This is a genomic window from Streptomyces glaucosporus, from assembly GCF_039533345.1.
Taxonomy (GTDB): Bacteria; Actinomycetota; Actinomycetes; order Streptomycetales; family Streptomycetaceae; genus Streptomyces; species Streptomyces glaucosporus.
The window spans coordinates 113128-126027 of the sequence record NZ_BAAATJ010000012.1; the positions used below are offsets into that span (position 1 = coordinate 113128).

Here is a 12900-nt window from a genome sequence, read left to right on the forward strand (position 1 = left end):
GGCGCCGCCCTCCCCGTCCGCGTCTCCGTCCGCTTTCCCGCCTCCGGCTCGCCGCCCTCCTCCTGGCCGTCCTGGCCCCCCTGGCCGCCGCCTGCGGAGGCGGCGCGCTCGCCGGACCGGGGGACTCGGGCGGACGGACGACGGTGACGGTGCTGGCCGCCTCCTCCCTCACCGACGCCCTCACCGAGGCGGGCGCCCTCTACGAGGAGGAGCACCCCGGCGTCCGGCTCCGCTTCTCCTTCGCCGGCTCCCAGGAGCTGGCCGCGCAGATCCGCCAGGGCATGCCCGCCGACCTGGTCGTCACCGCCGACACCGCCACGATGGAGACCCTGCGCGGCCGAACCGGCCCGGCCACCGTGATCGCCCGCAACCGGCTCGCCATCGCCACCGCGCCCGGCAACCCCCTGGGCGTCGACTCGCTCGACGACCTCGCCCGCGAGGACGTCATGACCGTCCTCGCCGATCCCGAGGTCCCCGCCGGCCGCTACGGGCAGGAGCTGCTGGAGCGGCGGGGCGTCGCCGTGCGGCCGGTCTCCCGGGAGCCGAGCGTCCGCGCGGTGCTGAGCAAGGTGGAGCTGGGCGAGGCCGACGCCGGACTGGTGTACGCCACGGACGCCGCCTCCGCCGGGGACGCCGTCCACGCCGTCCCCCTCCCCGGCGGAGGCGCCGCCGTGCGCTATCCCGCCGCCCCGCTGACGAACGCCCCGCACCCCGAGGAGGCCGCCGGCTTCATCGCGTGGCTGGGCACCGAACCGGCCCGCCGGGTCCTGCGCGACGCCGGCTTCCTGCTGCCGTGAGTCCCCCGGGAAGACAGCGTGCCGGACGCCGGACGCGCCCGCCCGCCGCGCTCGCCCTGCCCGCCGCGCTCGCGCTGTTCTTCCTGGCGGTGCCCCTGGCGGGAGTGCTGGCCCACACGCCCTGGTCCGGCCTCGCCGGGCAGCTCTCCTCCCCCGCCGTGGTCCACGCCTTCGGCCTGTCCCTGCTGGTCTCCGGCTGGGCCCTGCTGCTCTCGCTCGTGCTGGGCGTGCCGCTGGCGTGGCTGCTCGCCCGGGCCGACTTCCCCGGCAAGGCGCTGGTGCGTTCCCTGGTGCTGCTGCCGATGGTGCTGCCGCCGACGGTCGCGGGCGTCGCCCTGCTGCGCGGCTTCGGGCGGAACGGGCTGCTGGGCGGGCCGCTGGAGGCGCTCGGGGTGACACTGCCGTTCTCCACGGCCGGCGCGGTGGCCGCCGCCGCGTTCGTGGCGATGCCGTTCCTGGTGATCAGCCTGGAGGGCGCTCTGAACGGCCTCCACCCGCGCTACGAGGAGGCCGCCGCCACCATGGGCGCCACCCTCCCCCAGACGCTGCGGCACGTCACCCTGCCCATGGTGATGCCGTCCCTGGTCTCGGGAGCCGCGCTGTGCTGGGCGAGGGCGCTGGGGGAGTTCGGGGCCACGATCACCTTCGCGGGCAACCTGCCGGGGGTGACCCAGACCCTCCCCCTCCAGGTGTACCTGCTCCTCCAGCGGGATCCGGCCGCCGCGACCTCGGTCTCCCTGCTGCTGCTCGCCGTGGCGGCGGCCGTCCTGGCCGCTCTGCGCGGCCGGTGGCCGGGCCACGCCCGCTGACGTCCCCGGCCTCGGACACCCCCGGCGGACGTACCCGTTCCAGGACGCGCCACGACCCCGGAGGGCCTGCCTCCGGGGTCGTGGCGCGTTGTTCGCCTCGGCGGTCGCCGGCCGGTCCTGCGGGACCTGCCGGACCGGTCTCAGTAGACCGGCTTCTCCGGCTCGATCTGGTTGACCCAGCCGATGACGCCGCCGCCGACGTGGACGGCGTCGGCGAAGCCCGCGTTCTTCAGGACCGCGAGGACTTCCGCACTGCGGACACCCGTCTTGCAGTGCAGGACGATCCGCTTGTCCTGCGGCAGCCCCTGGAGGGCGTCGCCCATCAGGAACTCGTTCTTCGGGATCAGGCGGGCGCCCGGGATGGAGACGATCTCGTACTCGTTGGGCTCGCGAACGTCGATGATGTCGATGTTCTCGCCCTCGTCGATCCACTGCTTGAGCTGCTGCGGGGTGATGGTCGACCCCATCGCGGCCTGCTGGGCCTCGTCGGAGACGACGCCGCAGAACGCCTCGTAGTCGATCAGCTCGGTGACCGTCGGGTTCTTGCCGCAGACCGCGCACTCCGGGTCCTTGCGGACCTTGACCTGGCGGTAGGTCATCTCCAGGGCGTCGTAGATCATCAGGCGGCCGACCAGCGGCTCGCCGACGCCCGCCAGGAGCTTGATCGCCTCGGTGGTCTGGATCGACCCGACGGACGCGCAGAGCACGCCCAGCACGCCGCCCTCGGCGCAGCTCGGGACCATGCCGGGCGGCGGGGGCTCGGGGTACAGGCAGCGGTAGCACGGACCGTGCTCGCTCCAGAAGACCGAAGCCTGGCCGTCGAAGCGGTAGATCGAACCCCACACGTACGGCTTGTTCAGCAGCACGCAGGCGTCGTTGACCAGGTAGCGGGTGGCGAAGTTGTCGGTGCCGTCCACGATCAGGTCGTACTGGGAGAAGATCTCCATCACATTGGAGGACTCCAGCCGCTCCTGGTGGAGGTTCACCGTCACGTACGGGTTGATCCCGAGCACCGTGTCCCGCGCGGACTCGGCCTTGGGGCGGCCGATGTCCGACTGGCTGTGGATGATCTGACGCTGGAGGTTGGACTCGTCGACCTCGTCGAACTCGATGATGCCGAGGGTGCCCACACCCGCCGCGGCCAGGTACATCAGCGTGGGGGAACCGAGTCCGCCCGCTCCCACGCAGAGGACCTTGGCGTTCTTCAGCCGCTTCTGCCCGTCCATCCCGACATCCGGGATGATCAGGTGGCGAGAGTATCTGCGGACCTCGTCGACGGTGAGTTCGGAGGCCGGCTCGACCAGGGGTGGCAGCGACACGGGGACCTCAACAGGGTTGGTCGGTGGACGGTTGTTCCTCTCGTAACACTGCCATGCCCGATCTCATTCCGAGACACCCGGTCCGAGCCGCGAGACGAGTTCGTCCCAGCAGCCGGGCACCGTCTCCCGGAGGTCCGCGGTCCCCCGCGGCGCCCCCGGCGGTCACGGTCCGTGAACCGCACCGCGCCCGCCCCCTGCCGCCGGGCGATGCGGGCCCCCTCCCCCGGGCGGGCGCACGGCACGCCGGGGTCCCCGGTCCCGATCCGCCGGGGGCCCCGGCGTCCGGGAGACGTCCGCCCGGGCCGGTCAGATACGGCACGCCGCCTCCATCCAGATGTCCGCCAGCGACTCCTCCAGACCGATCCGGGGCCGCCACCCGAGCCGGTCGCGCGCGCTGCGGACGTCCGCCTGCTGCCAGGGACCGCAGCCGTCGGGGTACGGCGGGGGCGGCTGCGCGCCGCCCGGGGCGTGCGCCTCGTCCGGTTCGTGCACCGGTCCGGTGTAGCCGGCGACCCGGGCCAGCACGGAGACCACCTCCCGCAGCCGCACCGCGCGTCCGGAGCCGATGTTGACCACGCCCTGGGCGGCCGAGAGCGCGGCGGCGTGCACGGCGCGCGCCACGTCCCGCACGTCCACGAAGTCGCGCTGGACGCCCAGCCCGGCGAGCCTCAGCTCGCCGTCCCCCTGCTGCATCACCCGGCGCATCGCCTCCGCGAGGCGGCCCAGCGGCGAGCCCGTGGGGGTGCCGGGGCCGGCCGGCGAGAAGACCCGCAGCACGATGGCGTCCAGCCCGGACCCCAGGACGAGTTCGCTGGCGGCGAGCTTGCTGACGCCGTACGGGCTGCCGGGGCGCGGCACGGCGTCCTCGCCGGTGGAGGAGCCCGCCGGGGAGGGCCCGTACTCGGCGGCGCAGCCGAGGTGGACCAGCCTGGCCCCGCAGCCGCTGCGGCGCAGGGACTCGCAGATGGTCGCGGTGGCCACGGTGTTGTGCCGGATCAGTTCCCGGGCGCCGCCGCGGGTGGCGCCCGCGCAGTTGACGACGACGCCGGGGTGCACCGCGTCCAGGAAACGGGTGAGCGCCCCCGGGCTGCCGGTGGACAGGTCGAAGCGGACGTCGGCGTCGTCGCCCCGGCCGAGCGCGGTGAGCTGGACGGCGGGGTCGGCGAGCAGGCGGTCGGCGACGTGGCGGCCGAGGTATCCGTTGGCCCCGATCAGCAGCACTCTCATCGGACGTCCTCCCGCACTGGTGCGGTGACGCCTGTGGCGCGCGGAACGGTCATGGGGTCTGCTCCTTCGGTGGTGCGTCGGTGGTGTGCCCGTGGTGGGCGGTGCGCCCGGCCCCGTGCGCCGACGCGGTTCGCGGGGCTGCCGGGGCTCGTGACGCCGGTGGGGCCCGTGGCGAGGGCCTCCGGGAGCGGGTTCACGGTCCGCCCCGGTGGTGGGCGGATGCGCCGGTGAGGGCGCGGGCGGCGAAGGCCGACAGGGCGAGGGCCGCGGCGGCGCAGGCCGCCGCGGGCACGGCGGCCGGCCCCCAGGTGTCCGTCAGCGCCTCCACGGGACGGCCCAGGTGCGCCAGGCCGGGCCGCCGGGCCGCCCACGCGGCGGCGAGGGCGGCGACCTCGACGAGGCAGGCCGCCGCGATGCCGCCCGCGGCGGCGGCCCGGAAACCGTGGGAGGTCAGCAGCACCGCGACGAACAGCAGCGTGCCGAGCGCGGTCGCGGCGGCGACGGGTGCGCCGAGCGCGTCGCGGGCGGTGCCGCCGTCCACGGCGACGTGGGCGGCGGTGAGGAGGGCGGCCAGGGTCGCGGCGAACACCGCGACGGTCGCGGCGAGCAGCGGTCGCGTCCGGGCCGCGAACCCCTTCAGGTCGCGGCTCGCGCGCAGCCGCCGTTCCGCCTGCGCGGCGAACCGGCGGGCGCACCACACGGCGGGTGCGACGGCCGCGGCCAGGCCGAGCGGCACGCACCGCTCGGCGAGCGGGGCGGCCGCCTCCGCCGCGCCGTCCAGGGCCCGGGCGAGCAGCCGGTCGCCGACGAGGGCGTAGCCCGTCAGCCAGCAGCTCCCCAGGACGGCGGACCGGGACGGACGGACGTCTCCCCCCCGGCCCGGGCACAGGCGCAGGCACAGCCACGCGGACACCGCCGCCAGCAGGGCTCCCACGCCCATGAGCGCGTACCGGAGGGCCGGCCGGGCGTCCCCGGCCAGGACCGGGACGCCCAGCGTCGCCGCGCACCATCCGCCGGGCACCAGGGGCAGCAGCGCCGCCCGTACCCGTGCCGCCGCCCGGCGGGGCGCCCGTTCCGGGGCGGCCCGGGTCTCCTCCGCCCTGCTTTCCCCGGCGCGGGGCGTTCTGGCGTACAGCTCCTCCGCGAGCGAGAACACGTCACGGTGCCGGTAGCGCGCCGCGGTGCGGTCGGTGATGCCGTGCGTCTCCAGGACCGCGGCGATCTCCAGCGGGTCCACGGCCCGTTCGCACAGCTCCCGGTGCCGGTGCAGCAGGACGCGGACGGGGTCGGCGGGCCCGTGCCGTCCCGGCAGGGGGCTCACCGGCGTCCCTCCCGCGGCCCGGCGGACGCGCCCGCCGGGACCGCCGCGGGGCCGGAGGACGTACGGGCCCAGCTCGGCCTGCGGACGGGGCGGCCGGTGCCGGGCCCGGCCCAGTGGCCCGGCAGGTGCGCCTCGGGCGGCCGGGCGAAGGGCCTGGCCCCGGTGGGCCGGCCGGCGGGCTCCGGACGGTGCGAGAGCAGTTCCAGGTAGATGCCGCGGAACGCCGCGACGTTCCGCTCCGCGGTGAACAGCTCCAGTGCCCGCGCCCGGGCGGCGGCGCCCAGCCGGGCGCGCCGGGCGGGGTCCCCCAGCAGGGCCGCGCAGGCGGCGGCCAGGGCCCGCGGGTTGCGCGGCGGCACCACGAGCCCCGTGCCGCCCACGGCCTCGTACACCGCGCCGACGTCCGTGGAGACCGTGGCCCGCCCGGAGAGCATCGCCTCGACGAGCGGGACCGGGAAGCCCTCCACGACGCTGGAGAGCACGGCGACGTCGGCGGCGGCATAGGCGTCGGGGAGCCGGGGCGCCTCGGGATCGCCGATCCGCGCGAAGCAGACGGGGTTGTCGCCGACGCTGTGGGGGCCGGCCGCCTCGTCGGGGAAGAGCTGCGCGGCCAGCGCCCGGCAGTGCGCCAGGTACGCCTCCGCCTCCGGGGTCCGTCCGGACGCCGCGCCGGGTCCGCCCGGGCGTTCGGCGATCAGCAGCCGCGCCCCGGGCACGGTCCGGCGGACCTCGGCGAAGGCGTGGAGCAGGCAGACCAGGTCCCTGGCGGGTTCGATCCGGCCGGTCCACACCAGCAGCGGGTCCGGCCGCCGCTGTCCGCCGTCCTCCTCGATCCCGGTGAACGGCGAGGCGTCCGTCCCCGGGTGGACGGTGCGCAGCCGGTCCCGGTCCGCCCCGCCCCTGAGCTGCCAGCTCCGGGTGTGGGCGTTGCCGGACGTGATCAGCTCCGCCCGGCGGTACACCTCGTGCGCCAGGCGTGCGTGGAACGCGGCGAGCAGGGCGCGCACGGGTGCGCCCACGGCGTCCGGGGCGACGGCGTGCGCGGCGCTGGTGAGGCAGTGCTCGCGCAACCGCGCCCCGTACTCGGTGACCAGCAGCGGTGTTCCGAAGAGGCGTCCGGCCAGCAGTCCCGGCAGTGCGGCGGGGCCCGCGCCCACCGCGTGGCAGACGTCCGCCGCCGCCAGCCCGGAACCGCGTCGGTGCGCGGGGCCGGCGGGCTTCCCCGGACCGCCGTACCAGTCGGCCGAGAGCGGGCGCAGCAGGCGTTCGAACTGCTCCGTGACGGTGAGCAGGTCGGCCGGCACGGCGGCGCGCACGGCGCGGAGCGCGCCGGGGGCTCGGCAGGCGCTCTCCAGCAGGCGCACCGCCTGTTCGGAGCGGAGCGCGGCGGGGAGGCCGCCGCGCTCCCGGGCGAGGTCGGCGAGTCCGTGGAGCCCTTCGGCGAAACGGTCCGCCTGGGAGGCCGCCCCCTCGCTCCCCGGTTCCGCGCAGACGGCGGCGGCCAGTTCCGCGAAGTGCTCGCCGAACCGCCGCCGTTCGCGCCGCCCGTACCGGTGTCTGCCGCGGCGTCCGTCCGCCGCGGGCACGGGGCCCCACAGCGGCGCGGTGCGCACCCGCCGGACGTTCCCCGGCAGCGGGGGCCAGGCGCCCTCCCGCTGCCGCTCCCCGCGGCCGAGCGCGTAGACCTCGAACTCGTGGTCCGCCAGTCCGCGCACCAGCCGGTCGCACCACACGACCGAGTCACCGTCGGGATACGGGTAACCACCCTCCGTGAGGAGTGCGATGCGCACGTGTTCACCCCCGCTCCATCCTCGGGCCACCGGCCGTCCCCGTGGCATTGCGGGAAGACGTTATGCGCGGGGAAGGCCGGCGCGACGGACGGTTGTCCGCCATACCACCGGAAGGGGTGAACTACCGTGACTTTTGGCGCGGTTGAACGTTCGGTCGGCTAGTGGGCGGCCCCGCGCGCCCGGCGCCCCCGTGCGCCCCGGTCCGCGACGCCGCGACCGTGTCCGGGCCTAGGCGTCCGGGAAGGGCCAGGCGTTGGGCCGGCACGTGGCCCCGCCGGTGGTCAGGTACTTGGTCTGCTGCATCATCACCGGGGCCAGGGCCCCGTCCTCCGGGCAGCCGACGTGGCCCATGCCCAGCCGGTGGCCCACCTCGTGGTTGATGAGCATCTCCCGGTACTCCCGGATCCTCTCCGGGCCGAAGGTCTCCGAACCGCGCGCCCACCGGTAGGCGTTGATCATGACGCGCTCGGTCGCGGCGGAGTCGCACGACACGTTGTCGACCGTGGTGTCCAGGCCCGACTTGGCGCACCACTCGGCGGTGGTGGCCGGACTGGCGAGCGTGATCACGAAGTCGGCCTCGTCGTCCCCGGAGACCCGTTCGAAGGCGCGGGCGCCGCCGTGGCTCCAGCTCCGTTCGTCGTTGAGCGTGCGGTGGACGGCCTCGGCGAACAGCCCGCCGTCGAGCGGCAGTCCCTTCTCGACGTCCACCCGGTAGCGGAGGACCGGTCCGTCCCCGGGCGCCTCGTCCCGCCCGGGGACGGGGACGAGTTCGCCCGGGCCCCCGGCGTTCGGGGCCAGGTCGTAGAGCCGCTCCATCCGGTCGGCGTAGCCCTCGGGGGACTTCTTGGCCGACGGGGACTGCGCCCGCGAGGGAGTGGGGCGGACGTCGGAGCGGGAGGAGTCCTGGGCGCTCATGCGCTCGCTCTCCCCGCTCGCCCCGACCTGCTCCCGGACGCCGCCCCGCGGGTCGGCGACCTGCCCGGCCACCACGACGGCGAGCACGGTGGTCACGGCCGCCGCGGCGACCCCGGTGAGGGTGCGGCCCCGGCCGCCCCTGCCCGTGTTCCTCCCGCCGTCCCCGGTCCCGTCCCGGCCGTCCCCGCCGGCCGGGGCCGCCGCCGGGGCCCCGGCGGGCCCGGCCCCTCCGCGGCCCGGTCCCCCGGCTCCGGGGAGGGTCGCGCCGGTTCCGGTCCGCGGACCGGTCACGCCGAAGACGCCGTCGTCGAAGGCGTCGACGTACTCCTGCCGCGGCATCCTCGCGGCCCCGGGTGCGGCGTCCCGCGGCGGGGCCGCCGAGGGCCGCCGCGGGACGCCCGGACCGCTCTCGCGCTGCTGGGGCACGCCCCAGCCGCCGCCCGGCTCGCGCTGCTCGGGGTGGCCGCTGCGGACCCGGGGCCCCTCACGGGGCTCGTACGGCGCCCGGAACTCCTCGTACGCCGGCGCGGAGCGGCCGGCCGCCGGGGCGTGCGCCGGTGCGCCGTGGCGCGGGGTCCCGTGCGGCGGGGCCGGCGCCGGGTGGGGGCGCGGGACCTCTTCCCGGGCGGCGGGCCGGCCTCCTCCGGCCGGGGCCGCCGGCTTGCCGGTCTTCGTCCTGCCTCGGCGGCTGTGACGTCCCACGCCTCGTCAACCCCTGCCCGTGTCGGTGTCTCGCAGCAGATCCCGGAAGGCGCCCGCCACCACCCCGGGGTGTTCCATCATCGCGACGTGTCCCGCCTCCGGCAGCGCCAGCAGGCGGGAGTCGCGGAAGGCGGCGCTCGCCCTGCGCGCCATGCGGAAGGAGACCAGTTTGTCCCGTCCGCCGTACACCAGCAGCGTCGGCGCCAGGACCCGCTCGGCCTGGCGCCACAGCGCGTGCTGGCCGCCGAGGGTGTAGGCGTTCACGATGCCCCTCGCCGACCGGGCGAGCGCGTCCCAGGAGTACGGCAGCGCCAGCCGGCGCTCGTACTCCGCCACGGCCGCCTCGAAGTCCTCCGCCGACACGGACGCCGGGTTCCCGTAGCACAGCGCGAGGACCTCGCGGGCGCGGCGCTCGGCGGTCCAGTGCCGGGTGAGCCGCCCGTAGAGCGTCACGGCTCCGGGGACCGCCAGCAGGGCGGTGGGCACCGCGGTGCGCTGCGGGCGCAGTTCCGGCAGGGCGGGCGAGACGAGGGTGAGGGTGCGCACCAGGTCGGGGCGGACGGCCGCGACCCTGGTGGCGATCGCTCCGCCCATGGAGTTGCCGAACAGGTGCACCGGCCCGCGCGCGGTCGCGTCCAGGTAGCGGATGACGGCGCGCGCGTGCCCCGAGATCGAGTAGTTGCCGTCGTCGGGCGGCGGCGAGTGGCCGAAGCCCGGCAGGTCGACGGCCTCCCCGTCGACCGTGTCGGCCAGTTCCCTCATCAGCAGGGACCAGTTCTGCGAGGAACCGCCCAGCCCGTGGACGTACAGGGCCGGGGGCAGGCCGGCGCGTGCCGCCGGACGCCCGCGCACCGACAGCGTCAGACCGGGCAGCGACACGGACCGCAGGGTCTCGCCCTCCCCGGCCCGCCGCGACCGCCCGGTGGGCGGTACTTCCAACGGGGCCGCGGCATGCGAATCCGACTGCTCGGTCGATGACATGGGGGCAATGTTACGAGACGATCACTGCCGCCCTCACGTACCGGGGGCCGCACCCGTCTCGCCTCCGGAAATCACCTCTCCTAGGCTCGTGTGGAACGCCCCCACCGTGGAAAGAGGACCGTCATGCCTGTTGACCCCACCGACCCGGACACCTTCGAGGACGAGGAGACGGACCAGCCGGCGGCCGAGCGGTTCGGCGTCGAGGCCCCGGAGGCGGACGCCGCCGAGCAGCACACGGAGGTGTTCCGGCACCGGGACGTGCCGCTGATCGGGCGCGACCTGCCGGAAGCCGACCCCGCGGACGCCGCCGAGCAGGCGCGGGTGGTCGAGCTCGACGAGGACGATTACCGCTAAACCAGCACAACGCGCGTTCGGGGCGCGGATTTCTGCGGCCGCCCGGCACACAGGAGGTTTACCCAAAAGTACGATGGCGGACGCAGCGCACACCGCGCGGAGCGACGCCTTCCGCGGCCCCGTCCGGAAGGCGTCCCCAGGAACCCAGGAGGCGAGCGTGACAGCCATCGAGCAGACCGAGGCACGCCCGCGTGGCACACGCCTGCCGCGCCGGGCCCGACGCAACCAGTTGCTCGGTGCGGCGCAGGAGGTGTTCGTCGCCCAGGGCTACCACGCCGCGGCCATGGACGACATCGCCGAGCGCGCGGGCGTCAGCAAGCCGGTGCTGTACCAGCACTTCCCCGGCAAGCTCGACCTCTACCTGGCCCTGCTCGACCAGCACTGCGAGGCGCTGGTCCAGTCGGTGCGCGCGGCTCTCGCCTCGACCAGCGACAACAAGCAGCGGGTCGCCGCCACCATGGACGCGTACTTCCGGTACGTGGAGAACGAGGGCGGGGCCTTCCGTCTCGTCTTCGAGTCCGACCTGACGAACGAGCCCGCCGTGCGCGACCGCGTGGAGAAGGTCAGCGTGGACTGCGCGCGGGCGGTCAGCGAGGTCATCTCCGAGGACACCAGCCTCCCCCCGGACGAGGCGATGCTGCTCGCCATGGGGCTGTGCGGCATGGCGCAGATCACCGCCCGGTACTGGCTGAGCGACGGGCAGAAGATCCCGCGCGACGCCGCGGCGAAGCTCATCTCGTCGCTGTCCTGGCGCGGCATCGCGGGCTTCCCGAAGCAGGCGTAGGCCCGCGGCGGGACACGGGAGGGGCGGCGGAGACGGCGGGACGGCCCCCGTGTTCGCTGTCGGCGTGCGGTCCCGGGCGGCTCCGTGCCCCGGTGCGGGCTAATGTGGCTGGGTACGGCGCGGCCGGCCGCGCACTCCGCCCCGGCTCCGCCCGGGGAAACACACACCGTTCGGAGGGACATAGCCGTGGAGGTCAAGATCGGCGTGCAGCACGCGCCCCGTGAGCTCGTTCTGGAGAGCGGGCAGACGGCCGAGGAGATCGAGCGCACCGTCGCCGAGGCGCTGACCGGCAAGTCGCGGCTGCTCAGCCTGGTGGACGAGCACGGCCGCCGGGTGGTCGTCCCGGCCGACCGGCTGGCCTACGTGGACATCGGCGAGCCGAGCGGCCGCAAGGTGGGCTTCGGCGCGATCTGAGCCGGAACAGCGGCGCGCGGGACCGGTGAAGGTCCCGCGGAGAACCGGAAGATGCGGCGGCCGGGCGGGAATTCCGCCCGGCCGCCGTTTCGTCCTCCACCCTCACGGGGTAGGACCGGGTAGCCCCATCCACACGCCGCACCGGCCCGCGGGAGGACCTCTTGATCTGGGAAGTGCTCGGTTCCGCGCTCCTCGGCCTCGCCGTCGCCCTCGTCGCCGCCCATCGCTTCCCCGACCGGTTCCGCGACCGCTCCCTGGTGCTGGCCACGGGCCCGGCCGCCGCCGTCGCCGGCGGGGTGATCACACACGTGGTGCTGGGGCCGGGGCATTCGCTCCCCGCGCTGGTGGTCGCCGTCCTGGTCGCGGCGGCCCTGCTCTCCCTGCTGGTCCGTCCGCGCGGCGGCTCGGCCGCCTCCGGCCGGCCGAGCGTGGGCGCGGTGTGAGCCGGACCGCGCCCGGCCCGGTCAGGCCGCCAGTCCCAGCGCCGCCATGCGCTTGGTGTGGGCCTCGGTGATCCGGGAGAACATCCGGCCCACCTCCGCCAGGTCGAAGCCCGCCGCGACCCCGCCGACCAGCATCGTCGACAGCGCGTCGCGCTCCGCGACCACCCGCTGGGCCTGCGAGAGCGCCTCGCCCATCAGACGGCGGGCCCACAGGGCGAGCCTGCCGCCGACCCGGGGATCGGCCTCGATGGCCGCGCGCACCTTCTCCACGGCGAAGCCCGAGTGCCCGGTGTCGTCCAGCACCGCCAGCACCAGGGCGCGGGTGTCGGAGTCCAGCCGGACCGCGACCTCGCGGTAGAAGTCCGAGGCGATCGAGTCGCCGACGTACGCCTTGATCAGTCCTTCCAGCCAGTCCGACGGCGCGGTCAGCCGGTGGAAGTCGTCCAGTGCCGCGGCGAACGGCTCCATCGCCGCCGTCGGGTCCTCGTCGATCTCCGACAGCCGGCTCCTCAGCCGCTCGAAGTGCTGGAACTCCGCCGACGCCATGGCGGCCAGCGCCGCCTTGTCCTCCAGGGTCGGCGCCAGCTTGGCGTCCTCCGCGAGCCGTTCGAACGCGGCCAGCTCGCCGTAGGCCAGTACGCCCAGCAGGTCCACGACGGCCGCCCGGTACTGCGGGTCGGCGGAGGCCCGGGCCCAGTCCTGGGCGGCGATGTCCCGGGGCTCCCCGGATTCGGCAGGGGATGTGTCAGACGTCTCCATAGCTGCGCACAATAGCCCGCCCGACCTGCCCGGGAACCCTTCAGGGCGGTCCGTGCCGGGCCCGTGGCGCGCCACCGGACGGTGAAGACCCGGGCACACATGCGCGGTTTGGGGGTACAGTGATATTGGGCCCGCTCACCAGGAGCGGGTTCGACGCATACTGTGTTCCCGGGCCCTCGGGGACGTTCCCCGGGCCCACGCAGCGGATGCCCGGTCGGTGGCCCGATCGGCTCCGACACGACCGCCCTCCACGCGGACCGTGCACGGAAGCGTGGCACCAGGCCA

The 12900-nt window shown here is 75.7% G+C and carries 12 protein-coding genes and 1 pseudogene; 6 read left to right on the top strand and 7 right to left on the bottom strand.

From position 1 onward, the window contains the following. The first annotated feature begins 62 nt into the window (after positions 1 to 62). Together modA and ABD358_RS14990 are read left to right on the top strand one after the other, a co-directional pair. Positions 63 to 797 carry a molybdate ABC transporter substrate-binding protein gene (gene modA / locus ABD358_RS14985; protein ID WP_425576335.1) on the top strand — a complete coding sequence of 245 codons (735 nt, stop codon included), beginning with the start codon at positions 63 to 65 and terminating at the stop codon, positions 795 to 797. After that, a pseudogene (locus ABD358_RS14990) lies at positions 794 to 1594 on the top strand (ABC transporter permease); the annotation flags it as partial. The gene modA and the pseudogene ABD358_RS14990, both read left to right, overlap by 4 nt. 152 nt (positions 1595 to 1746) lie before the next feature. On the opposite strand, the gene moeZ reads toward ABD358_RS14990, so the two are convergent. The 6 genes from moeZ to ABD358_RS15020 form a co-directional block, all read right to left on the bottom strand. Next, positions 1747 to 2925: an adenylyltransferase/sulfurtransferase MoeZ gene (gene moeZ / locus ABD358_RS14995; protein WP_344631489.1), complete on the bottom strand. Its 1179-nt coding sequence runs from the start codon at positions 2923 to 2925 to the stop codon at positions 1747 to 1749. A gap of 306 nt (positions 2926 to 3231) precedes the next feature. Further along, positions 3232 to 4152: an NAD-dependent epimerase/dehydratase family protein gene (locus ABD358_RS15000; RefSeq protein ID WP_344631490.1), complete on the bottom strand. Its 921-nt coding sequence runs from the start codon at positions 4150 to 4152 to the stop codon at positions 3232 to 3234. Positions 4153 to 4345: 193 nt separating this feature from the next. Next, positions 4346 to 5473 carry a hypothetical protein gene (locus ABD358_RS15005; RefSeq protein ID WP_344631491.1) on the bottom strand — a complete coding sequence of 376 codons (1128 nt, stop codon included), beginning with the start codon at positions 5471 to 5473 and terminating at the stop codon, positions 4346 to 4348. After that, positions 5470 to 7263: a DUF3492 domain-containing protein gene (locus ABD358_RS15010; RefSeq protein WP_344631492.1), complete on the bottom strand. Its 1794-nt coding sequence runs from the start codon at positions 7261 to 7263 to the stop codon at positions 5470 to 5472. The genes ABD358_RS15005 and ABD358_RS15010 overlap by 4 nt, the downstream gene beginning before the upstream one ends. A gap of 228 nt (positions 7264 to 7491) precedes the next feature. After that, complete coding sequence (locus tag ABD358_RS15015) at positions 7492 to 8880, bottom strand: DUF3152 domain-containing protein (protein ID WP_344631493.1); 1389 nt, start codon at positions 8878 to 8880, stop codon at positions 7492 to 7494. A 6-nt stretch (positions 8881 to 8886) separates the two neighbouring features. Continuing rightward, the gene (locus ABD358_RS15020) at positions 8887 to 9861 is read right to left on the bottom strand and encodes an alpha/beta fold hydrolase (RefSeq protein ID WP_344631494.1); all 975 of its coding nucleotides are present in this window, start codon (positions 9859 to 9861) and stop codon (positions 8887 to 8889) included. 123 nt (positions 9862 to 9984) lie between these two features. Here ABD358_RS15020 and ABD358_RS15025 point away from each other — a divergent pair, with 123 nt between their 5' ends. From ABD358_RS15025 to ABD358_RS15040, 4 genes are all read left to right on the top strand, one after another. Beyond that, positions 9985 to 10215, top strand: coding sequence for a hypothetical protein (locus ABD358_RS15025; protein WP_344631495.1), 231 nt, complete (start codon positions 9985 to 9987; stop codon positions 10213 to 10215). Between the two features lie 157 nt (positions 10216 to 10372). After that, complete coding sequence (locus ABD358_RS15030) at positions 10373 to 10999, top strand: TetR/AcrR family transcriptional regulator (protein WP_344631496.1); 627 nt, start codon at positions 10373 to 10375, stop codon at positions 10997 to 10999. Positions 11000 to 11185: 186 nt separating this feature from the next. Next, positions 11186 to 11413, top strand: a complete 228-nt coding sequence (locus tag ABD358_RS15035) for a DUF3107 domain-containing protein (protein ID WP_344631497.1) — start codon at positions 11186 to 11188, stop codon at positions 11411 to 11413. Between the two features lie 161 nt (positions 11414 to 11574). Further along, a complete protein-coding gene (locus ABD358_RS15040) occupies positions 11575 to 11856 on the top strand; it encodes a hypothetical protein (RefSeq protein WP_344631498.1) in 282 nt (93 codons plus the stop codon). A gap of 21 nt (positions 11857 to 11877) precedes the next feature. Here ABD358_RS15040 and ABD358_RS15045 read toward each other — a convergent pair whose 3' ends face one another. Further along, the gene (locus ABD358_RS15045) at positions 11878 to 12615 is read right to left on the bottom strand and encodes a ferritin-like fold-containing protein (protein WP_344631499.1); all 738 of its coding nucleotides are present in this window, start codon (positions 12613 to 12615) and stop codon (positions 11878 to 11880) included. Between the last annotated feature and the right edge of the window lie 285 nt (positions 12616 to 12900).